13 protein-coding genes are annotated in these 21,415 nt (G+C 52.7%); 2 read left to right on the forward strand and 11 right to left on the reverse strand.

Annotated elements, in window-relative coordinates; all coding sequences use genetic code 11:
• Window position 1 precedes the first annotated feature (1 nt).
• The 4 genes from B5F07_RS08980 to B5F07_RS08995 are packed head-to-tail and all read right to left on the reverse strand — an operon-like array spanning window position 2 to window position 3,675.
• Window positions 2-679, reverse strand: a complete 678-nt coding sequence (locus B5F07_RS08980) for a GntR family transcriptional regulator (RefSeq protein WP_087160945.1) — start codon at window positions 677-679, stop codon at window positions 2-4.
• A complete protein-coding gene (gene ispE / locus B5F07_RS08985; RefSeq protein WP_087160946.1) occupies window positions 663-1,556 on the reverse strand; it encodes a 4-(cytidine 5'-diphospho)-2-C-methyl-D-erythritol kinase in 894 nt (297 codons plus the stop codon). The genes B5F07_RS08980 and ispE overlap by 17 nt, the downstream gene beginning before the upstream one ends.
• Window positions 1,557-1,601: 45 nt before the next feature.
• Window positions 1,602-3,161: a DUF3794 and LysM peptidoglycan-binding domain-containing protein gene (locus B5F07_RS08990; protein ID WP_087160947.1), complete on the reverse strand. Its 1,560-nt coding sequence runs from the start codon at window positions 3,159-3,161 to the stop codon at window positions 1,602-1,604.
• 49 nt (window positions 3,162-3,210) lie between these two features.
• Complete coding sequence (locus tag B5F07_RS08995; RefSeq protein WP_242972480.1) at window positions 3,211-3,675, reverse strand: protease complex subunit PrcB family protein; 465 nt, start codon at window positions 3,673-3,675, stop codon at window positions 3,211-3,213.
• Between the two features lie 234 nt (window positions 3,676-3,909).
• Between B5F07_RS08995 and B5F07_RS09000 the strand changes: the two genes are divergently transcribed.
• Together B5F07_RS09000 and B5F07_RS09005 are read left to right on the forward strand one after the other, a co-directional pair.
• Window positions 3,910-4,842, forward strand: coding sequence for a D-2-hydroxyacid dehydrogenase (locus tag B5F07_RS09000; protein ID WP_087160949.1), 933 nt, complete (start codon window positions 3,910-3,912; stop codon window positions 4,840-4,842).
• A 189-nt stretch (window positions 4,843-5,031) separates the two neighbouring features.
• Window positions 5,032-6,489, forward strand: coding sequence for an ATP-binding protein (locus B5F07_RS09005; RefSeq protein WP_087160950.1), 1,458 nt, complete (start codon window positions 5,032-5,034; stop codon window positions 6,487-6,489).
• A gap of 168 nt (window positions 6,490-6,657) precedes the next feature.
• Here B5F07_RS09005 and B5F07_RS09010 read toward each other — a convergent pair whose 3' ends face one another.
• The 7 genes from B5F07_RS09010 to B5F07_RS09040 all read right to left on the reverse strand — a co-directional run bounded on the left by B5F07_RS09010 (window position 6,658) and on the right by B5F07_RS09040 (window position 21,402).
• A complete protein-coding gene (locus B5F07_RS09010; protein ID WP_087160951.1) occupies window positions 6,658-9,474 on the reverse strand; it encodes a hypothetical protein in 2,817 nt (938 codons plus the stop codon).
• Window positions 9,471-11,873 carry an alpha-L-rhamnosidase-related protein gene (locus B5F07_RS09015; protein WP_087160952.1) on the reverse strand — a complete coding sequence of 801 codons (2,403 nt, stop codon included), beginning with the start codon at window positions 11,871-11,873 and terminating at the stop codon, window positions 9,471-9,473. Before B5F07_RS09015 ends, B5F07_RS09010 begins: the two co-directional genes overlap by 4 nt.
• 91 nt (window positions 11,874-11,964) lie before the next feature.
• Window positions 11,965-12,918, reverse strand: a complete 954-nt coding sequence (locus tag B5F07_RS09020) for an alpha/beta hydrolase (protein ID WP_087160953.1) — start codon at window positions 12,916-12,918, stop codon at window positions 11,965-11,967.
• 148 nt (window positions 12,919-13,066) lie between these two features.
• A complete protein-coding gene (locus tag B5F07_RS09025; protein WP_087160954.1) occupies window positions 13,067-15,874 on the reverse strand; it encodes an alpha-L-rhamnosidase in 2,808 nt (935 codons plus the stop codon).
• A complete protein-coding gene (locus B5F07_RS09030; protein WP_087160955.1) occupies window positions 15,871-17,121 on the reverse strand; it encodes a neutral/alkaline non-lysosomal ceramidase N-terminal domain-containing protein in 1,251 nt (416 codons plus the stop codon). The genes B5F07_RS09025 and B5F07_RS09030 overlap by 4 nt, the downstream gene beginning before the upstream one ends.
• A gap of 24 nt (window positions 17,122-17,145) precedes the next feature.
• Entirely contained in the window at window positions 17,146-18,684 is a 1,539-nt protein-coding gene (locus tag B5F07_RS09035) for a tannase/feruloyl esterase family alpha/beta hydrolase (protein ID WP_087160956.1), read from the reverse strand.
• Between the two features lie 261 nt (window positions 18,685-18,945).
• Window positions 18,946-21,402, reverse strand: a complete 2,457-nt coding sequence (locus B5F07_RS09040) for a glycoside hydrolase family 3 N-terminal domain-containing protein (protein WP_087160957.1) — start codon at window positions 21,400-21,402, stop codon at window positions 18,946-18,948.
• Window positions 21,403-21,415 lie beyond the last annotated feature (13 nt).

Consider the following 21,415-nt stretch of genomic DNA (forward strand, 5'->3'; position numbering starts at 1 on the left):
TTTATTCATCTTTGTGCCGGATCGTATCCACCACCGTATCCACCTGATTGTTGATATGCTGGCTTGTCACCCTGGTTGCGCGCTCCTTGTCGCGCCCTGCAATAGCGTCCAGGATCTCCTTGTGTTCTGCAATCAGTATAGGATAACATTCTTTTTTCTTCAGGTATTCGATGCGGTATCGGTACATCTGCTCCCGCAGATTATTCAGGAGCTGAATCAGCCGGCTGTTGCCGGTAGCCGTGAAAATGACATCGTGAAACGCCTCGTCTGCCTGGGCGATCTGGGTAATGTCGTCGCTGTCCAGCACTTCCTTAAAGTGAAGTCCCGCATCCCGCAGTTCCTTCACCCCCTCCTCGTCAATCCGCTCGCATGCAAGCTGCACTGCCAGCTCCTCCAGGGCGCAGCGCACTTCCAGGACATCCCGCAGATTTTTCTCGGTGATCTCCGCCACTTCCGCGCCTTTACGGGGGATCATGAGCACAAGCCCCTCCAGTTCAAGCTTGCGGATTGCCTCGCGGATGGGCGTGCGGCTTACCCCGAGCTTATTGGCAAGCTGAATCTCCATGAGTCTCTCTCCCGGCTTTAACTCTCCCCTTAAAATCGCCCTGCGCAATGTGTTGAACACGACATCCCTCAGAGGGAGATATTCGTCCATCGTTACTTCAAAGTCTGTTCCCATTCTGATTCCTCCTTACGCTGTGTATGCTGGTCACATACACCTGCTTTGCCAGTGCTTTTTCTCTGATCTTCTTCTGTGCTTCTTTCGCTTCTTTCCAGTGTTCAAACAGTCCGAACACTGTGGGGCCGCTTCCGCTCATCATGGCTCCCAGCGCCCCGCATCCGGTCATCTCTTCCTTGATCCGGGCAATCACCGGATGCATGGGAACAGTCACTTCCTCGAGTACATTCCCCATAGAAGAAGCAATCTTCCCGAGATTCCCCTGTTCCAGCCCTTCAATGATCCCGTCAATATCCGGATGGCTGACGATCTCCTTTGCGTCCAGCGCCTCGTATACCACCTTTGTAGATACACTGACCGGAGGTTTGGCGATCAGCACAGTACATTTTGGCATGGCGGGAAGGACATGCAGTTTCTCCCCGATTCCCTCGGCAAGCACAGTTCCGCGCATAATGCAGTAGGGCACATCCGCTCCCAGCTTTACGCCTCTCTTCTTCAGCTCTTCCTGGTCAAGCTGCAGGCCGAACATCCGGTTCATTCCGAACAGGACGGCCGCCGCATCGGAACTTCCCCCTGCCAGACCGGCAGCCACCGGGATATGTTTGTCGAGTGTAATGCGGATTCCCGCGTCAATGCCGAATTCATCCATGAGAAGCCGGGCCGCCTTCCACGCAATATTCCCCTCCCCCACGGGAAGATATCCGAGATTGCTCCTGATCTCAATCCCCGGCTTCTTTCTCTTCTCGATCCGCACCGTATCATACAGGTAAATGGACTGCATGATCATGCGGACATCATGATATCCGTTCTCTCTCCTTCCGAGCACATCCAGTCCCAGATTGATCTTTGCCAGTGCTCTCAGTTCCATCTGATTCATCCTGTGTCCTCCGATTCTTTTCTTTGTATCTTGTATACATTATTCTTATAGTATACTCATATTCTCCTTAAAAATCAACAGCTTATCCCCCGGTTTTATTTCCTCGCCCTCCAGGCCGTTCACCTCCATGATTCCTTCCATGGTGGTCATATATTTCTTTGCCAGACTCCAGAGGTCCTCTTTTTCCTGAACAATATGCCCCACGATTCCCGGTCTTTCATTCAGAGTCTCCATGTCAAGCGGATGCATCTGCACCTCCGTGATCACATCCACCGGAACTTTTCTGCGCAGAAATGTGTCAAATGCCAGCACCGCCTTGATCTCCACTGCCTCGCTTCCCGCCAGCATCACCTGGAGCTGCTCCACGTACCAGGTCAGGCTGCAGCACACATCCTCCTGCATACCGGCACATTCAATCAGATAGGAGAACGGCACCATTCCCTGCCAGCTGCCAAAGGGCATCATGTCATCCGCCCGCAGGTAAAGGAACGTTACATGGAGGATGCCTTCTACCCGGATTCCCTCCTGTGTGTTCTGGATGCTCTCCATCTGGATGCTTCCCTGGCTGTGTATGATCTGCAGCACATCGTCCTTTAATTCCGGCAGTTCCAGCCGCTCCGCCACCCTGCACCTGGACTGGTTCTGCATCAGCAGCTCCTCATAGGCGGCCTCCCTTGTATGGAAGTCACATTCCTGTTCCAGGGAATATATATCTTTTAAAATCTCCATTTCTTCCTCTTCGTAAATATTCATCTTCAGCGCCAGGGTCGCTTCGATTCCAAGGACGCGCATCTCCCCGTCCTCATCCAGGCGCACGTCAACCAGCGTATCCTCCAGGGTGTGATGTACGGAATAGTACATGTTTTCCGAGATCCCCTCGCAGGAAATCCGCCCTTCATAGGGGATGCTCTGTTCAATCCAGTCCGTCTTCTCATCCGCCGACAGATACATGCAGAACACAAGCAGTTCGCCACGGATCAGGATTTCATCCTCCCCAAGGCGCAGATCCAGTTTTCTGCCTGCCACATCCGAGATCAGAAGCTGTCCGATGCTCTCCTTTGTTCCGGGAAGAGTAAAGGTCTCCTTGATCCGGTATGTATCCTTCTTGGAAACAGAGAGCTTCAGCAGGTTGATCTTCTGCTTCTTCCGGTAAACAGGCACTTCGCTTTCCACATCCACCGTCGTCTCCTCATCTTCCAGCCGCTCCCTGGCGATCTCCATCTCCACCATCACCCGCAGGCTCAGTTTCCGGGAATGTACAAGTGATGTCGTAAACTCGGTGCGCACATTCTGAAGGAAGAAGCTGTCCCCCTCTCCGTTTTCCACATACACCATCTCCTCAAAGGGTATTTTCCCCTCCAGGACCACCGGTTTCGGATCTGCCGACGCGGTCACACAGAGGATACGGAAATATACCTTCCCCGTAACCCGCACATAGTTCTCCACAAGACGGATATCCTCCGTCCTCACCTGTGCATCCCCCTGGATCACCCTGCCGATATCGTCCTTAGCCTCGGGCACATTGTAATCTTCATCCAGATAGAACTGGTCAAATGTGCGCTTCCCCTCCCTTGTATAATGAATGGGTTTCGTGATTAATTCCATATAACTCCTCCTCATATTTCTGTTTCATATCCTGTCGTTTTCCGGTGCATTAATCAAAGAGAACCGTCTTGTCAATGTACTCCGTCTGAACAACCACATAGGGAAACGTGCTGATCTCTTTCGTCTCCTCCCCCTTCTCCGGCCCCAGAAGGTTGGTATGGATGTACACTGCGTCTTCCGTCTCATAAAGACCGTTCACCTCCACACTGTAGCCGGTAGTGGGCTGAGCGCCGTACCCTTCCGCAATATAGAGATATCCCTGGTCAGCATAGGTAAGTTTAAAAGGCATCGCCTTGTTCTCCTCGATCACAAGTGCAAACTCTTCCGGAACCGCATCCTTATCCAGCACGGTAAATTCCAGATCCCGGAGCTTCTGTGTCTTCTGCGGACGGGACACACAGCCCGAGAGCAGGCATACCGTCACGGCAAATATCACGGCAGACGCCACAGCACGCCGCACGGCAGACACCATGTCATGCCTCCGGCGTGGGTTTCGTTTTTCCAGTTGATCCACTCTTTTTGTCCCCGCGGTATTTTTCCCTATAATCATATGTAGGTTTCACTTGTATTATGAGCAAAAACCGCTCTCGTCCGGACGGTTTTTCCTCTGCGGCAGGTAAAAAATATGGCAGCTCTGTAAAATATGTGCTAGTATAGTTTTGGAAAAAATACAAAATACGGCATCCTGGCGGAAAGGCACCTATGTGGCGCACAGTTCTGCACAGCCTGCTTATTGAGGAGGAAGATCATGAAGATCGTATTTTTAGACGCCCTGACCCTGGGCGAGGATATTGACTATTCGCAGTTTGAACGTCTCGGAGAAGTGGTGAAATATCCCTATACCGCCCCGGAAGAAGTGCCGGAACGCGCAGCCGACGCGGATGTTCTTGTGGTAAACAAAGTTCCGGTCAACGCATCTACTATTTCCGAGGCAAAGAACGTAAAACTGGTGTGCGTAACCGCTACCGGAACCAACAACCTGGACAAAGATTATCTGGCACAGCGCGGCATCGAATGGCGCAACGTGGCCGGATACTCTACCGAGACCGTGGCGCAGCACACCTTCGCTATCCTGTTCTACCTCCTGGAAAAGCTGAGATATTACGATGATTATGTAAAAAGCGGGAGCTATCTCGAATCCCCGATCTTTACTCATTTTGCCCAGCCTTTCCATGAACTGTACGGCAAGACATGGGGCATCATCGGCCTCGGCGCCATCGGCCGGCGGGTGGCAGACATCGCAAAAGCGTTCGGCATGGATGTGATCTACTACTCCGCATCCGGGGCGCCTGCACAGGAGGGATATCATCAGGTGGATCTGGACACACTGCTTGCAAAGTCCGATATTATTTCCATCCACGCACCGCTGAACGAGTATACAGAAAATCTTGTCAACAAAGACCTGCTGCACAAGATGAAATCCGACGCCATTCTGCTCAACCTGGGCCGTGGTCCGATCATCAACGAAGCAGACCTTGCCGACGCTCTGAATAACGGAGAGATCGCAGCCGCAGGACTGGATGTCCTCTGTGTGGAGCCGATGGCAAAAGACAGCCCGCTCCTGAATGTAAAGGAGAAGGAGAGACTCTTTATTACTCCTCATATCGCCTGGGCTTCCCTGGAGGCAAGGGAACGTCTGGTGAAGATCGTGGCAGGGCAGATTGAGGAATTTTTGAAATAACCGCTTTCGTTTACTGCATGGGGGTCTTTTGAGTCCGCGGTACAAATCTGTATTGCGGAGCAGTCCGGTAAGGATTTCAAAAGATTTTTCCGGCGCGTGTCCCCTCTTGTTTTTTTCAGATTTCATGGATATAATGATATCAAATCACGATTTAGTAAATCAAGATTAGATATTTCAGGAGGCAGGCATATGTTCATAGGCAGAGAAACTGAACTCAAGTTTTTAGAAGACAGATATAAGGGAAAAACGGCACAGCTCATTGTTCTCTATGGGCGCAGACGTGTCGGAAAAACAGAAACGCTCAGAGAGTTCTGCAAGGGTAAACCGCACATATTCTTTTCCTGTACGCAAAGTACGGATAAGGCGCAGCTTGTAAAATTTTCTAAACAGCTATTGCAGGAGGATATCCCTGCCAAACAATATATTTCGGAATTTGAAGACTGGGAAAAAGCCTTCTGCGCAATTCTTGATCTTCCATACGGTGAAAAGAAAAAACTGGTTATAATCGATGAGTTCCCGTATATGTGCAGAGGAAACAGGAGTATTCCATCTCTTTTGCAAAATCTATGGGACACAACGTTTAAAGACAGCAATGTGATGATCATTCTGTGCGGCAGCGCAATGAGTTTCATTGAAAAAGAGCTGCTTGCAGAAAAAAATCCGCTGTACGGCAGAGCCACAGGTATTTATAAAATGAAGGAAATGGGATTTTATGACGCCGCAAGATTTTTCCCGAATTATTCGGAGAGGGACAAGGTGCTTGCTTATGCGGTCCTTGGCGGTATTCCGCATTATCTTAATCAGTTCAGCCCAGAACTTTCCCTTGCGGAAAACATCAAACGGAATATCCTGACAAAAGGCTCTGTGCTTTACAGCGAGACAGATTTCCTGCTTCATCAGGAACTTCGCGAAACCCCGGTTTACAATTCCATTATTGAGGCAGTCGCACTGGGAAACACAAAGCTGAATGACATCAGTCAGAAATCACTTGTGGAGGACACCTCAAAGACAAGTGTTTATCTGAAAAACATGATTGAACTGGGGCTTATAGAACGTGAATTTTCCGTAGATGCCGGAACAAAGGAAATGGCGAATACAAATCGCGGGACCTACCGCCTGACCGATAATTTTTTCCGTTTTTGGTATGCGTTCGGATTTTCCAATTTTTCACAACTTGAGGATGGAGATGTGGAGGGCGTTTACGAATATCTTGTAGAACCAACTCTGCACGAGTTCGCTTCACCGGTTTTTGAAGATGTCTGCAAAGAATTTGTGCGGGAGCTTCAGAAGAAAAACGCTTTACCGTTCCGTTATGCAAAAATGGGACGGTGGACAGGGAGAACAACTGTCCGTGATAAGGAAGCGCAAAACGAACTTAGAGTAGCGGAAACGGAGATCGATCTCCTTGCCATCGACAGAGGCGCAAAGGAATATCTGGTAGGCGAATGTAAATTCAGACGAAGTCCATTCGCTTATTCCGAATACCTTGATACCGTTGCGAAACTCACACCCCTGAAAGGAAAAGCAAAATTCTATTATGCCCTGTTTTCTGAATCCGGCTTTGACGCAAAAATCATCTCAGAATCCGAGACGACAGAAGAACTCTGCCTTTATGATTTAGAAACGATTGTAAATCTGAAAAAATAAATTTAAGTTCAGGAGAATATCCACAGACAAAAGGATACTCTCCTGATTTTTTTCATATTATTGTTCAGCTAATCCTGCCGTTTTCCTGTACTGCTTCATATCTGACTGTCCGCCATCCCTCTTTGCTCAGATTTGATTTCGCAATACAGTATGCGCCGACAACGGCGATCACCATATTTTTACGCAAACGCGCTTTACCACCCCGTATATTCCAAGCGGTTCGGCAAGTGTATACGGAAGTGCGGTCAGACTGTCCAGAGGGATTCCGAAAACACTCTTTTTATCCGCTCTGTTGGAGGCGCTTGTATAGACTTCAATCTCCAGCTCATTCTGTCCCGGACATACCGCGCCTCTCATATCAAAAAAGCAGACCGCCCCCACGCGTTTTCCGAGATCTTTTCCGTTAAGCAAGACCCCGCAGCAGTCGGACACACCGTCCACACAGAGGATGTCCGGCAGGATGTCCGCGCCATTTCCCTCCGGATCCGCGTCTGCCGCTCCATTCCTGTTTTCCTGCCATTTTCCCCGGTAGACAAGTCCTCCGTAGAACTCACGGGGCAGGTATCTCTCTGCTTCCGGAAGTGCACCTGTTTCTTCAGAAACGCATCTCCCGTTCGGAAGTTCCAGTGTCCACGAAATATTCCGGACGGCTCCTTCCGCCGCAGCAGAGCGCTCATACCGAACCGCCCGGTCGTCTGCTCCGCCAACCGTCCTTTCATACCTGAGCACTGCCATCTCATAGCGCCCCAGTTCCAGTTCGATGCAGATATTTCCGTCGGGAAGTCTCTTCTGGTCCGGAATCCATTCCAGAGTGCTGACAGGATCAGTCCGGATCACTTTCCCTGTACCGGACAGTTTTTCTTCCTCCGGCAAAGGCAGAAGTACCCTGCACTTTTGTCCGCCGTCCGGGGATTCGTTATGAATCAGGAAGATATCCTTCTTCCCTTTCCGGATATGGGCGCAGCGGATCCATCTCCTGCCGGGAGCTTCCACGCGGATATCCGGGGAGAGATATCTCGACACCTCCTCTGCCAGAGCGCTGTATGGGACTGCCCGGCATGAGGACGGAACGCCTTTTTCTCCGGCGTGTTCTTTCTCCTGCTTCCCGTTCTTAAATCCGTCCGGCATCTCATCCACGAAAAGCACCGGAAATCCTGTCTCCCCGCAGCGGCGGACAAATGCTTCCGTCTCCCGGGCAAGGTATCTGGTCCTCGGGATAACCAGCGCTTCATACCGGTTGCCGTTTACTGTGAGCCCTTCTGAGAAGTCCGCCCGGTAATGCTCCGGTTCGGAAAATACATCCTCCGGGATCACATCATAGCTGATCTGATTTCTGGCAAGAACTGCCGCCGGAACCTGGAAGCCCTGCGCCTCTTCCCCCGTCATCCACTCCGCCTGCGCATGATAGAGAACCGCAGTGCGGATCACCGGAACGCTTTCCCGGAGCAGCGCGCTCATCCAATCCGTATACTCTGCAAGAGTTTTCGCATATTCTGCGGAAGCTTCATAGGAAGGAAGCTCAGCGAAAAGGATGCGGTTTACTCCGTTTACGAGCAGGTGGTCCACAAGGAATTTTCTCTCCGTCAGTCCCTGCTGCCCGTACATGGCAAATGTCTCGCACATGGAGCAGTTTTTCTTCAGGGGATTGATGTGCGCTTCGGAGGATGCCAGCTTTGCCAGACCATAGTGGTAGAATTCCCCGTCCGCGTTCGGCGCGCCGTACCAGGACGCCGTCCAGTCCCTGCCCGGAAGGATCTGCCCTGCGATCACATCGATCCCTGCCTCATCCTGATAATACTGCTGCCGGAAATAATGCCCCGGACCGCATCCCAGACGGGCGTGGCTTCCCTCATCCTCCAGGACATGCCCGATATAATGGATCCCCCTCTCCCGGCAGAATGCATATACCTGCCCGTTATAATTCTCCCGGACAAGCGCCGTCACCGCATCCATGTAAGCAAGACGGAAACGTGCGCATGTCTCATCTTTTTCTGCGTCATCTGCTTTGTTTTCTTCGGTATGTATCCCGCTTCCGTCATACCAGAGATATGGCAGTTTCTCCATCCATTTTCCGTCTCTTTTTTTCATTTCTTCCGGCATCTCCCGGCTCCACGGAAGGACGCTGATATCAGTCGGCTCTTCTGTCCTCCGCCCCGGAAGCATAAAGTAATCGAACACATTCGCATCGCCGGAATTGCCGATCTCCGGCTCGTCATAAAAAAATCCGTTCCAGCTCGTTCCCAGATAGTCTTTCAGGTGTTCATACACCGGGAGGTGGACATTTTCAATCTCAAGTGCCACGGACTCCCGGCTTAAAAGATTCATATAATCCGGTCTTCCCGATCCTTCGTATGTAGTGAAAACGACAAAGATCCTCCAGTCTCCTTCCGGGATATCCCAGGTAAGTATCCCATTCTTCACAAAAGGATCCAGGGAAAGTGCCGTCCCAGCTTCCAGTACCGGCACTGTTTTTGACCGGCAGGCGCGCTCTCTCCCGCACAGCCGGTACGCCACAATACACAGCCGTTCCCTGCAGGAAGGATCCGTCTTCGCGAACCGGTGCGTTGCTTTTCCGTACACGACATTCTGCAGCAGTTCAATCCGGATCCCGGCGTTTTTCACCGGTCCCCTGACATCCATGTGCCGCTCGTCGATATACAGCTTGTTCCACTCCCTGTTCTCCGGCTTTCCATATGCGCCGTTGGCGCTTCCGGTCGGGAAAGGGGAATAGTCCTCAAGCCAGAAATGCATGCCAAGATCCGCGCAGGCTTTTGCCAGACGCGGCAGCACGGCATAATATTCCCCGTCAAATGGAATAGTTTTAAAACCTTTGTCCTCGCATCCTGCTATCACATTACAGATTCCTCTCTGACATACTTCCCGCAGGCGCTCCCGGATGGATTCTTCTTCCTCACCGATCCGGAATTTAAAAAACTCCGCGCTGCATCTCTTCCGTCCGTCACAGTGGTCTGCATACTTTTTCATCTTACATACCCCCTCTCCGTTTTCCAGTCGATCTGCTCTCCGTTTACCCATACCAGCCAGCCGCACAGTTCAAAAGGTATCTCATATTCCGCCTTCCATCCTTCCGGAAGAAGAAGCTGCATATCAAGGACATGTTCATCCTGGTCTGCACTCCATCTGAGGAATATCATCCCGTCCTCACAGCGGGCGCTTCCGTATGCCCAGAAAAGGCGGCCCGGATGCGGCGCGATCCGGACAGTCTTTGTCCGCTGATTCAGTTCGCCAAGCCCCAGTATCTGTTCCTTTATCAGGCATCCCGTGTATGCGTTAAATCCGTGACAGCCGGATGATGCATGGACTCCTTCAAAAAATGTGCCTGAACCAATGCGCAGTTCCTCGAGGTAAAGATCTTTCCACTCCCGGATCAGCTCTTCTGTTCTTCCAAGACGCGCCAGAACATCAAACCGTATCATCAGGCCGATAAAAAGGTTGGACCGCCCGATATTCGGGTCCGGGCGCTCTTTCGGGCAGGTTCCCATCGCGTTTATAAACTGCCGGATATACTCCCTGTCCTCGAGATGGAAACCGCTCCAGATCTCCAGGGCAGTCCCGCTCTCCGTGCGACATTCCCCGCGCCTGAGACGGATCTGACCGGAGGTGTTTTCCACAATGGCGCCATCCCCGCTTCCGCTCATGATACCGCCTTTGTCCAGTCCCCTGATGATGCCTCTCATTTCCTCTGCGGTCCTCCTCCAGTCCGCTCTGTCATAGAGTTTTCCCAGTTCGTCCATCATCCGCGCAGCCAGACAGTTGACCGGGACGGAGATGGGTTCCATGGCAGCTTTGCTGTTGGAGAGCGACCAGTCCACAAAAAGAGAACCCGGTATCTCCAGAAGCCCGCTCTTTCCGCGCAGGGAGAGCACTCCTTCCATGAACCGCTCCACTCTGTTCCTGCACCGGTCGATAAATTCCCGGTCACCGGACCGCTCATAATAATCGCACAGTTCCAACATCAGCCAGAAGGACCAGTTGCGGATCCCCACGTCCCCGTCTGCCCCACGCACGCCCGGATAAACCTCCGGGAAAAAGCCGTTCCAGTTCTTCTCCGGATCCGTAAGCATAAAGTTCTCGATAAAATCTTTCTCCACCGAGAGGTCGCCGAACAGATGCCATGCCCCCTTTGACGTAAAATAGGAGTCGCACAGCCATCCGCCTCTCTCCCGCTCCGGGCAGTCCATAAAAATATCCAGCGTATTCAGCCGCAGCGTCCTCCAAGCCGCTTCAAAAATCCGGTTTAAGTCCCCGTCGCTGCAGGAGAATACTGTCCTTTTCTCATCCGGATATGTATCATCCAGCACCGCCGGAGCCTGAAACTGTACCTTCCCGTTCGTGCGCACGACTGCTTTTACATACCGGACAAGCTTCGGTTCAAAAGTATTGAGATGATAAGTGCCTGCCTGCAGACAATACCGGGCTGCATACGTATTCCCGGCAAGTTCCCCGGACCGCCCCAGGTGGTCGGAGCTGATCAAATCCAGGACGCACGGCTTCTCCACCTGTACTGTAAGATCCAGAAAGCCCACCTCAGAGGCAGGAAGCGCCCAGTATACGGCAGCCGGATTTCTTCCGGGGATGACCGTTATCCCCTTTCCCGGGATTCCTTCCCGGTATTTTCCCGTAAAGGGAGCGTCTCCTTCTCTCTGAAGGCTTTCCAGGAAACGGTTTTCCGGCGGAATCATACCGTACCATTTCTGATTCACCACTCCCGCAAGCAGAAGGTTCGTATCTTTCGGTTCCTGGTCCCTCGGGGCAATATCGCAGACGGACTGTATGCCCGGAAACGGAATCCTGCGCAGCGTCGGATAAGGCGCTCTTCTCTTAAGATACGCATCCGGTTCTTCTGCCGGGACCGGTCTCTGCGTGAATCCTTCCATCCTCCAGGAAAAGCTCTCCGGCGTCAGGTCATAATACTCCACGATTCCACGGCAGTGGCTCATCGTCTCCACACGGGAACGGCGGAAGAGAAGTTCCCCGCACGTCCATCCTTCCTCACCGGTAGCGGAAAGTACTTTTCCGTCCGGATCCGTGATCTCCAGTGTCAGCATTCCCGGCTCCATGGTACAGTCATTACAGTACATCTCCGGTTTGGAGTAAGCCGCTGTCTCCACTGCGATCTCACAGGTTCCCACAAGGGGTCTGCGGATCACATCCACACGGCAGTACCCCTTCGCGCTGCGGGCAGGTCCGTGCGCTGCCATCTCTCCGTTTATATAGAGGCGGTAGTAAGACCTTGCCGCTATCTTAAATGTAACTTCTGTCTCTTTTTCCAGTGACAGGCGGGTATGAAATCCCGCAAACTGATTGTACTTCTCCCGGGGATTTCCAATCCACACTGCCCGGGCTTTCTGAAACTGATCCATGACAAGTCCTCCTTATTTCACCGCTGGTTATTTTTCACAGCTCTGCATCTTTATTACAGCTGTATGTATTATAGAGAGTTTCTTTCTGTCTTCACAGAGAATTTTTCGTCCCGGGAAGGACATTTTCGTTCAAATTTTCGTTCAAAAATGTCCGCAGTTCCCGCACAAGGTACGCTTCGCAGTCTCTGGCATACACTGCCTGCTCCGCATTTTTCCGCGGATCGCTGTCCGGATATTCCGGCTGGTTCGTCTCCAGAAACCCGTGTTCTGCAGCCGGGTATTCTTTCGCCTTCACCTCGACTCCCGCTTCCATCAGACGGAGCATATAATCCTTTCCGCTTTTCAGGAGCTCGTCCTTCCCGCAGAGGATAAACAGTGCAGGAGGGGTCCTGCGGAGCACCTCATCCGGAGCCTTTGCCGGGGAGAGGACCGGATCATCCCAGGGGATATCCGGATGCATCACGGACCGCGCCAGAGCGATCACTTCTTCCTCCCTGGTCAGATCTGCCACGGGATAGACCAGCATCTCCCCTGCCAGGGCGAAGTTCTTCCCCGCCAGCAGGATCCCGGCGCAGCATGCCAGATGTGCCCCGGCGCTGTGTCCGCCCACGATGATCTTCTCCGGATTGATCCCGTACTGCTCCGCATGTTCTGCAAAGTAAAGAATCACATCCGCTGCTTCCTCCTGGGCATAGGGAAGGGGACACACATCCACTTTGGTATAGTTGATATTGACAGCAAACGCACCCAGTTCATCCGCCATCTTCCGGCAGAAGGTATCCATCAGGACTGCGTCCCCGCCGATCCATGCCCCGCCGTGCATATTCACGAATACGGGAAGAGGACCGTCCCCTGCATGTTCCGGACGGTAGAGAATCGTCTGTACCCCCGGTTTCCCGCTGCGCGGTACGAGAAATCGTTCCCCTGTAACTTCCTGAGACGCCCAGCGCTCTCTCTGTTTTTTTAGTATTTCATAAGACTGCGCCATTCCTGTCGCTTCCGTTGATTTTTCCTGTTTTTTCAGTTCATCTTTCTGCTCTTTCATCGCTCTGATTTCCTTCCTGTATGATGTATATCCGCATGAATCAATGAATATTTGTCTCTATATCCTGATAATTTGCATTGTGATAAATTTCCGTGGAGAATCCATTCCATGCATTCTGCTCGTCTGTACCTGCCACCTTCAGCACTGTTTACAGTTTCTTAAGAGCCTGCTCCAGTTCTTCAAACCGCTCTTCGGGTACAGGCAGATTCCTGATCTGCGCCACTTCGCGTACCGTTTTATCCAGAAGATCCGGCGGCGTCACTACCGCCCACGGGAAGATCTTCAGAAAGATCTCCCTTGTATCCGGGTCTGACTTCAGTTCCCTGACCGGCATATCTGCCGTATAGATTCTGCGCAGAGGCTCTTCCGTCTCCCACACTGCTTGGAAGCTGCCCGGCTGCAGAAGGAATCTTCCCTCTTCCGCCTGTTTCGGGACAGAGGCTTCTTCCTGCAGTCTTCCTTTTTCTGCCAGTTTTCCTTCAGACACATGTCCTGCCGGAAGGATGAGATCCGCCCTGCACCCGAACGGGACTTCCGCCAGAATCTTCACATGATGTTCGTCCAGAATCTTCCACGAGAACGCATACTTTCCCGCCGGAGAATCGTAAACTGCCGACATACTCTTTACCTTCCAGTTCATCGCCGGCTTCATCACAGCGTGCCTGCACCCCGGCGTCTCCCCGTCAAAATCCAGTCCCGCGCCGTGCCGGAAAAGCCACTCCAGGATGGAGCCGTATGCATAGTGGTTCAGGCTGTTCATTCCCGTGGGCGATATCACGCCGTCATCTCCCACACTGTTCCAACGCTCCCACACTGTGGTCGCCCCGAGCAGTACTTCGTGGAGCCATCCCGGATACTCTTCGTTTAACACCAGTCTCCAGACGAGGTCTGAAAATCCGTTGTCCGTCAGCACATTTCCCAGAAGGGGCGTCCCGACGAATCCGGTCTCCAACCGTTCTTTATTTTTCCGGAACAGTTCCCGCAGATTCCTGCGGCTCCGCTCTTCGTCAGAGGAGAGGTGGTATTTCAGCGTCAGCAGATGTGCCGTCTGTGTGTCTATACAGCAGCGGCCTGTGGCACTGAAATACTCTGCTTTCACCACGTCGAACTGTGCGTGGGAAAGGCTTGAATACTCCCCGGCGTCTTCGGTCTTTCCCAGAACCTCCGCCGCTTTTGCCACCATCTCCGCGCTTGCCGCATAGTAGACATCCGCGATAAATCCTTCATCTGTCCCGCCCAGGACTGCATCTGCCGCGCCAAACCGGTTATCCAGTGCCAGCCAGTCTCCGAAATGGAACTGCCTGCGCCATCTGTGGTCGTCTCCGTCCACGCTCCGGATATAATCCACCCAGGCTTTCATGCTCTCATACTGGTCCTCCAGAATGGATACGTCTCCATATATCCGGTACAGCGTCCAGGGGATGATGCAGGCTGCGTCCCCCCATACGGAAGAGCAGTCTTCTACGGCAAACGCGGGTACCACATCCGGTACTCTTCCTCCTCTGACCGCCTGTTCCTTCTTCATATCATACAGATATTTCCTGTAGAACGCGTAAGTATCGGCAAGATAAGCCGCTGTGGGGACAAATACCTGGGTATCCGCCGTCCACCCCATACGTTCGTCCCTCTGCGGGCAGTCAGTCGGCACGTCCAGAAAATTGCCTTTCATTCCCCAGCGTACGTTCGAAACAAGCCGGTTTATGAGCTCATGCCCGGTCGTCAGCTCCCCGGTAAACTCCAGATCACTGTAAAGGGCAATTCCCGTGAAATCTTCTTTTTTCAGATCCGGGATTCCCTCGATCTTCACATACCGGTATCCGTAAAAAGTAAAATATGGTTTCAGCACGGTCTCTGTGCCGTCTGTGACAAAACAGTACTCGGATCTGGCGGTGCGCAGATTGCCGTTATAAAAGTTTCCGTTCTGCAGGATTTCTCCGGTCTGAATGTGGATCTGAGTCCCCCGGGGTTCCCTCACTTTCAGTTCAAAAATCCCCGTGAACTCCTGTCCCATGTCAAGAACTGCCTCTCCGGCAGGCGTATGGATAAGCTCAGCCGGAGTGAAACGCTCGTGTTCCGTCACCGGAATACTCATCCGCTCTGTCAGTTCTCCCGCAGGCGCAGCGGTAAGGACTGCCTGTTCCGCCGGGAGGTCCGGCAGGGTATCGTCCCGGTGTTCGCCGTCATAGATATTGGAGAATGTGATCCTGCTGCGGCGCACTTTCCAGGACGGGTCTGTCCCGATGGTCTCCGTCTCTCCATCCTCGTATTCCAGGTGCAGTTCCGCAAGAAGTTTCCACTCCTTTCCATAAAAGCCGCCTTCGTCTTTGCCGTCGAATCCGAAACGCCCTTTGTACCACCCGTTTCCGAGAAATACAGACAGCGTCCCTTTCCCTTCCTCCTGCATCACTTCCGTCAGGTCAAACGTCTGGTACTGCACCCACTCGTTATAGTCATTGCAGTAAGGGGTAAAGTACTCGTTTCCGATCCGTTTCCCGCAGAACATCGCCTCATACAGCCCCAGACCGCAGATATAGAGCCGCGCCTTCTCCACCTTTTTCTTCGGGGAGATCTTTTTTTCAAATACCGGATGCCGCGGATTTTCATTGTCGCAGGTGATCCATTGTGCCTGCCACGCCTCGTCCCGTTTCCCGGTCTCGAACCACTGCACTTCTCCTTTCGCTTCTTCTCCGGCATTCGTCCGCACAGTTACAGTCCAATAGTACCGGGTGCGCGGCTTCAGAGAAAGTACGACCGGTGTTCCCAGACTGTCGGTGTCCTCCGAAAATCCTGTATCCGCCTCCACTTTGTCCATCGATGCATCCCGCGCCACCACAATACGGGCGGCAGTCTGCACTGTGCCTGCCGCCTCTTCTACTTTCCATGAAAATACCGTCCGATCCATCCGGTATCCCACGGGATTTGTCAGGTGATTTACTTTCATATCATAGATTTTCATTTTCTTCTCCCCATCCTTTCTTTAAACAGTTCCCGGAATCCGCGGATAAATGCCGGCTGTGCATATCCCTGTTTCACCGGAGTTCCTTCCGCCTCGAAAGCATCGTGCTCATATTCCCAGTCGTCCGGTACATAGCCGCAGTATCCGCAGGCGTGGCTTACAAGAATCGTCTTCCTGTAAGGAGAATCCTCGCGGACTGCCTTTCCCACCGATGTAACAACTTCTGCAGAAATCCCCTCAAAAGCGATCTCACCGACTGTCAGAAGCCGAAGGGTATATGAGACCGGATCTTTCTCTGCTTTTCTGCCCGGGCACACAGCAGTCCTCTCCGCTGAATAGATCTCTGCCTCCTCTTCCTCACAGACGATTCTGTCGTTCACCTCCAAAATATCCTCCACATGTTCCGCTGTGAGAAAATCGAGAATCATATATCCCTTTTCCTCCAGATTCTTCAGATATGGGTTTCCGTCCCTGATCTCTATGCCGTACTGCCCCATGATCCTGGGATTCTGGTCTCCTGCCGCTCCGGAAGTCCAAAGCACCACCGCACCGTCGATCTTCTCCTCCAGCAATGCGGATGTTCTTCCCGGCAGGTCTCCCGAAAGACCGATTCCTCCCTCTACGATACAGCCGTTTAATACCACGGCATGTACCGCATAATTGATGATCAGGGCGATCGTCTTCCCATCCAGGTCTTCAATCCGGACAAGAGCAAGCGTCTTATCGCTCGGGCGCTCAAAGTTGATGCCGATCTCAGATTTTCCGCCTTTCTCTCGTGGCAGTGCATCCCGATTGGCATTCACATAAGATTTTCCCGTCCCATATCCGATCCGGGCAGGGCGCAGATTACGCTCTGCTTCCTTTGCTGTATCAAGAACCGTCTTCAGCAGCGCTTCGTACCATTTTCTGCGTTTTGGTTCCTCCGTTACCCCTTCCAGATAATCTCCTGCTCCTGTTATCGGTACTTCATGGGTATGCGTCGCCGCCATGAAAATGTGATCCTGCGGGATTCCCGTCTCTTCTGAAATCAGCTTTTCCATTTCTTTATAATGGGGAAGGATGCAGACATCTAAGGTCATAAAAAGGATACGGCTGCTGCCGTCATCCATCATAAGCGCTCTCACATAGATCCGGTCGCAAACCCTGTCTATCGCGATCGGACCGATAAACGGGATCGGAAAAAGTTCCTCTGCCGGAGTGATATCCCCTTTCGCTGCGCCCGCGTAAAAACTATACTTTTTCACCATAAGAACTCCTCCTGCCTTTCAAAACTATCCTTTCTTTACATAGCTCTCCGCCGCATTCACATCGCCGCCTGCATACACGGTCTCTGCGGGCCATGCCCATACCGGACGCTGCGCAGTAACCTCTCCTCTGAAATTATTGCCGTCCGTAAACGCCGTGGCGATCAGCTTCTCCGGGGCTTCTCCGTCCTCTACCCATTTCTCCATGGCGAGCATCGTGTCGTGATACCTGTCCCCGATCCCGTTCGGCATCGCCATATAGCCCACGCTCTGAAATCCTGTTCCGCCACCGCAGTGTCCCATTCCGGGTATCATAAAGTATCTCAGATATCCATCGGTCACCTGGCGCCCGCCATCCTGTTCGAGCACCCGGTTATAGTAATTCAGGGAATCCGTATACGGGATGATCGCATCTGCCGAGCTTCCCACCAGGATCAGCTTTCCACCCGCTTTGCGGAATTCACTTAAATCCGGATTTGCCGCATCCAGGATCGGAGAGAGTTCTTCCACTGCCCTCAGATAGTCCTTATGGAAATCAAAGTTCATCAGGTCTGCATCCTCGCCCCACGCCCAGAGGAAGGGAAAGAGAAGGGATGTCCGGAAGTTATCCGGGTTGCTCAGATCCACTAGGGAGAGCCCCTCCCTCTCCGCTCCGAGTGAAAAGTCCGCATAGATCCGCTCTCCTGTCACCGGATCCACAACTCCCGCATAGATCTGCTCCAACGCCTTTAACTGCTCCGCCGAAAGCTTTACTTTCATCCTGTCATCTGTAAATATCCCCATATCGATTTTCACCTGGTGGGTATATGGATCTCTGAGCCTGTGGGGATACGTCAGGAAATTGTCTCCCGGCGCACCGCCGCAAAGCTTTCCGTACTCCAGTACCAGACGCGCGGAAACTGCCTCCGCGCTCTCTGCATCGAAACGCCCTTTTGGATCTCTGTTTACAGCCTGCCAGTTCCAGACGAACCATGTATGAAGCCTGACCCGGTTGTACGCCGGGCTGAACGCCACGATCCCGTCGTAATCATGCGGATATCTCTGTGCTTCGGAAAGCGCCTGCTGCCCGCCTGTGGAGCCCCCGGTAAAATAGGAATGTTCCGGATCCTTTCCATAGAACGCCCGGATCACCTTCTTTGCCGCCACCGTCATTTCATGGGTGGCACGGTATCCGAAATCGATCATCCGTTCCCGTTTTCCGTACATAGTTCCGTATTTTTCCGAGGTCCCCATATCCGTGCTCACCGATGCATATCCGTGGGAGACTCCGTAATTTACAAAAAATTCTCCCACTTCTCCCGCTGCGCCGCCATTTCCCGTGGCAAGAAGTTTCCCGTTCCACTGTTCCTTTACCGGGAGTGCAAGGATCACTCTTATATTGGATTCCACTGACGGGTGGAGAAGGATTTCCATAAGGAACATCTCCGGAGTAGGCCAGAGCTTTACGGTCTCCATAAAGATATTCTCTTTCTTTTCCTGGCGGTACTCTACCTTTACAACCTCGCCGTTTTCAATCAGAATATGCTCCAACAGTTCTTTTCCCTGCCTGATCTGTTCTTCTGTCATGTTAATTTCTCCCTTCTTACAGTTTCATATTTTTTGTTTCACGCATTCTGCTCTTCGTGTCTGCGATTCAGCTCGAAAGCCATCTCCACCGTTCTGATTTCTTCTATCATACAGAAAACTTCTGTCTCTTTATATCCTGTTTTTCGCATTTTTGTTTTAAAATTACCATAAATTTTCTTCATTGTTTTCCTGAAAAAAACAGCACCAGACCACCGCAAGCCGAGTGTCTGATGCTGTCCGTCTCTTTATGCCTCTGCGTCCTTATGCCTCTGTGTCTGAGTGCTGCACACACTCTGCCCAGAATCTCCTGTTCCTGCCTTCCGTAAAGCGGTCCTCCGTCACCTCGAATGCGCCGGTCAGCCGGATATCTTCCGAGGATGCGCCCACGCAGACCTCGTACCGGCCCTTCTCGATCTTCCACTTCATCTCATGGGTGAGGAATGCCATCTGGGACGGAGCGCAGCAAAACGTAATCCGCTTTTCCTCTCCGGGCTTAAGCTCTGCCCGGCAGAATCCCTGGAGTTCCTTTACCGGACGGAGCATGGAAGCGTAAGAGTCCCTCAGATAGAGCTGAACGGTCTCTGTTCCGGTTATCCCTCCCGTATTCTTAAGAGTAAACGAGATCTCCACTTCGCCATCCGGATTTAACTGCGGCACGGTCTCTCCCCGGCTGTCCGCAGCTTTGATCCGCAGGTCCGAATATTCAAAGGACGTGTAAGACAGCCCGTAGCCGAAACAGTACCTCGGTTCATGGGGCAGATCTACATAATTGCGGAATCCCACGCTCTCTCCCTGATGCCATGAGGAACCGTTGGGATGGTTATAGTACATAGGAATCTGCCCTGCGCACCGCGCAGTGGTCACGGGCATCTTTCCGGAGGGGCAGATTTTTCCGCAGAGGATCTCCGCTACCGCACATCCTGCGAATTCACCCGGATTCCACGCTTCCAGAAGAGCATCCAGGCACTCGTCCGCCGTGTCAGAAGAAACCGGTCTCCCGTCAAAATGCACACCGACCAGCGGGATACCAAGCTTCGCTGCCTCGCGGATAAATGCCTCCTGGCAGGGCGGCAGATTGATATTTGATGCGTCCACACCTTCTCCCATCGTGGCGATGGAACCGGAGGCGTGCTTCCCGCCCAGAGTGAGAACCGCCGCATCTGCTCCCCGGCAGATTTCCAGGGCATCTGCGAACTCCTCTGTACCGCTTCCGGCGATATGATACCCATGTGCATGGACAACCTGTGCGTCCGGGAACCGCCTGCGCAGTTCTGTAAGAAGCGTCGTACAGTCCGGCTGTACCATAGAGAGATTTCTCCCGAAGCGTTCCGTCTCGCTGAATTCCACGCCGGTTCCTGCGATCATCACAGCCTTGTCCGCGTTGGACGGGTCATTCCCCGCGATCCCTGCCTGGCTGTTGGAAGCCGCTGACGCTGCGTCCAGTGATCCCACAGTACTGTATCCGCCGAAATAATAGTTTGCCCAATCTGCTTGCGGGCCGATTACTGCCAGTTTTCGGATGTTCTTTTTCAATGGGAGAATCCCGTTATTCTTCAGGAGTACCGCTGATTCTCTCGCGCATTTCAGGGAGACTTTCCTCGCTCCGGACTGATAGAATACTTTTGAAAACGCCTCATCTTCCAGTGCGAATGGATGCTCGAACAGCCCCATGCGGAATTTTTCCGTGAGCACCCGCATAACTGCCCGGTCGAGCACCTCCATATCTGCCCTGCCGTCCCCGAACATCTTCTTCAGTTCTTCTCCGTAACCGACGGGCAGGGGAAGCTCCACATCCATTCCTGCCTTCATGCAGCGATATCCCGCATCAGCCGGAGTCTCTCCCACATAATGGACTGTGTGGACATTTCCCACTGCTCCATAGTCCGATACTGTTATCCCGTCAAATCCCATTTCATCCCGCAGTATCTCTGTCAGGAACTCATGGGACGCCGATATCGGACCGGCATCAGATGCATCATAACACGGCATCACCGAGTGGAGGTCCGCATTCGAAAATGCCGCCTGGAAGGGCTTCCCGTGAATTTCCCGGAGCATGCGCGGACCGATCTCCATATGGGCTGTATTGATCCCGCCTTCTGATTTGTGATAAGCCATATAGTGCTTTCCGCACGCAGCAGCACGAAGTCCGTCCACTTCCTGCCCCTGAACTCCACGGACAGCTGCCGCTCCCATAACAGCTGCCAGTGTGGGATCTTCCCCGTAAGGCTCCCCGTACCTGCCGTGCCTGGGATCACGGGCGATATCCAGGACAGGGTACAGGATCTGGGTAATGCCGGCGGCAAGCTCCTGCCTTGCCGTAATCCGTCCGATCTGTTCCTCCAGTTCCGGATCGAATGTCGCCCCTCTTCCGATCCCGTAAGGAAAGCTTACCGCACCGACGAGCATGGCGCCTGTAAGTCCCTCCATATGGAAGATGGCAGGGATCCCGTGTCCGCTCTGCTCCATCACCATTTTCTGCAGCGTCCGCTGCATCCGGCAGACGTCCTTCACATCCGGGATCTTCAGCATGATCAGTGCGGAGATATGCCCCGCTCCATGCGGGAATCTTTTCCTCAGTCCTTCCGTCTCTTCATCGGTAAATACCGGCGGACAGATGATTCCCGTGACCTGTGCCATCTTCTCCTCCAGTGACATTTTCTTCAGCAAATCTTCCGCCCGCTCCCGGGGCGTAAGAGATGAATCCTGATAGCGCTCCATCGTTCTTCTCCTT

It is taken from the genome of Lachnoclostridium sp. An169 (assembly GCF_002160525.1).
GTDB classification, from domain to species: Bacteria; Bacillota; Clostridia; order Lachnospirales; family Lachnospiraceae; genus Mediterraneibacter; species Mediterraneibacter cottocaccae.

Excerpts from the sequence above, each read along its gene's own strand:
- B5F07_RS08980 (WP_087160945.1), bottom strand. The coding sequence starts at position 679 with ATGGGAACAGACTTTGAAGTAACGATGGACGAATATCTCCCTCTGAGG.
- ispE (WP_087160946.1), bottom strand. The coding sequence starts at position 1,556 with ATGAATCAGATGGAACTGAGAGCACTGGCAAAGATCAATCTGGGACTG.
- B5F07_RS08990 (WP_087160947.1), bottom strand. The coding sequence starts at position 3,161 with ATGGAATTAATCACGAAACCCATTCATTATACAAGGGAGGGGAAGCGC.
- B5F07_RS09000 (WP_087160949.1), top strand. The coding sequence starts at position 3,910 with ATGAAGATCGTATTTTTAGACGCCCTGACCCTGGGCGAGGATATTGAC.
- B5F07_RS09005 (WP_087160950.1), top strand. The coding sequence starts at position 5,032 with ATGTTCATAGGCAGAGAAACTGAACTCAAGTTTTTAGAAGACAGATAT.
- B5F07_RS09010 (WP_087160951.1), bottom strand. The coding sequence starts at position 9,474 with ATGAAAAAGTATGCAGACCACTGTGACGGACGGAAGAGATGCAGCGCG.
- B5F07_RS09015 (WP_087160952.1), bottom strand. The coding sequence starts at position 11,873 with ATGGATCAGTTTCAGAAAGCCCGGGCAGTGTGGATTGGAAATCCCCGG.
- B5F07_RS09020 (WP_087160953.1), bottom strand. The coding sequence starts at position 12,918 with ATGAAAGAGCAGAAAGATGAACTGAAAAAACAGGAAAAATCAACGGAA.
- B5F07_RS09025 (WP_087160954.1), bottom strand. The coding sequence starts at position 15,874 with ATGAAAATCTATGATATGAAAGTAAATCACCTGACAAATCCCGTGGGA.
- B5F07_RS09030 (WP_087160955.1), bottom strand. The coding sequence starts at position 17,121 with ATGGTGAAAAAGTATAGTTTTTACGCGGGCGCAGCGAAAGGGGATATC.
- B5F07_RS09035 (WP_087160956.1), bottom strand. The coding sequence starts at position 18,684 with ATGACAGAAGAACAGATCAGGCAGGGAAAAGAACTGTTGGAGCATATT.
- B5F07_RS09040 (WP_087160957.1), bottom strand. The coding sequence starts at position 21,402 with ATGGAGCGCTATCAGGATTCATCTCTTACGCCCCGGGAGCGGGCGGAA.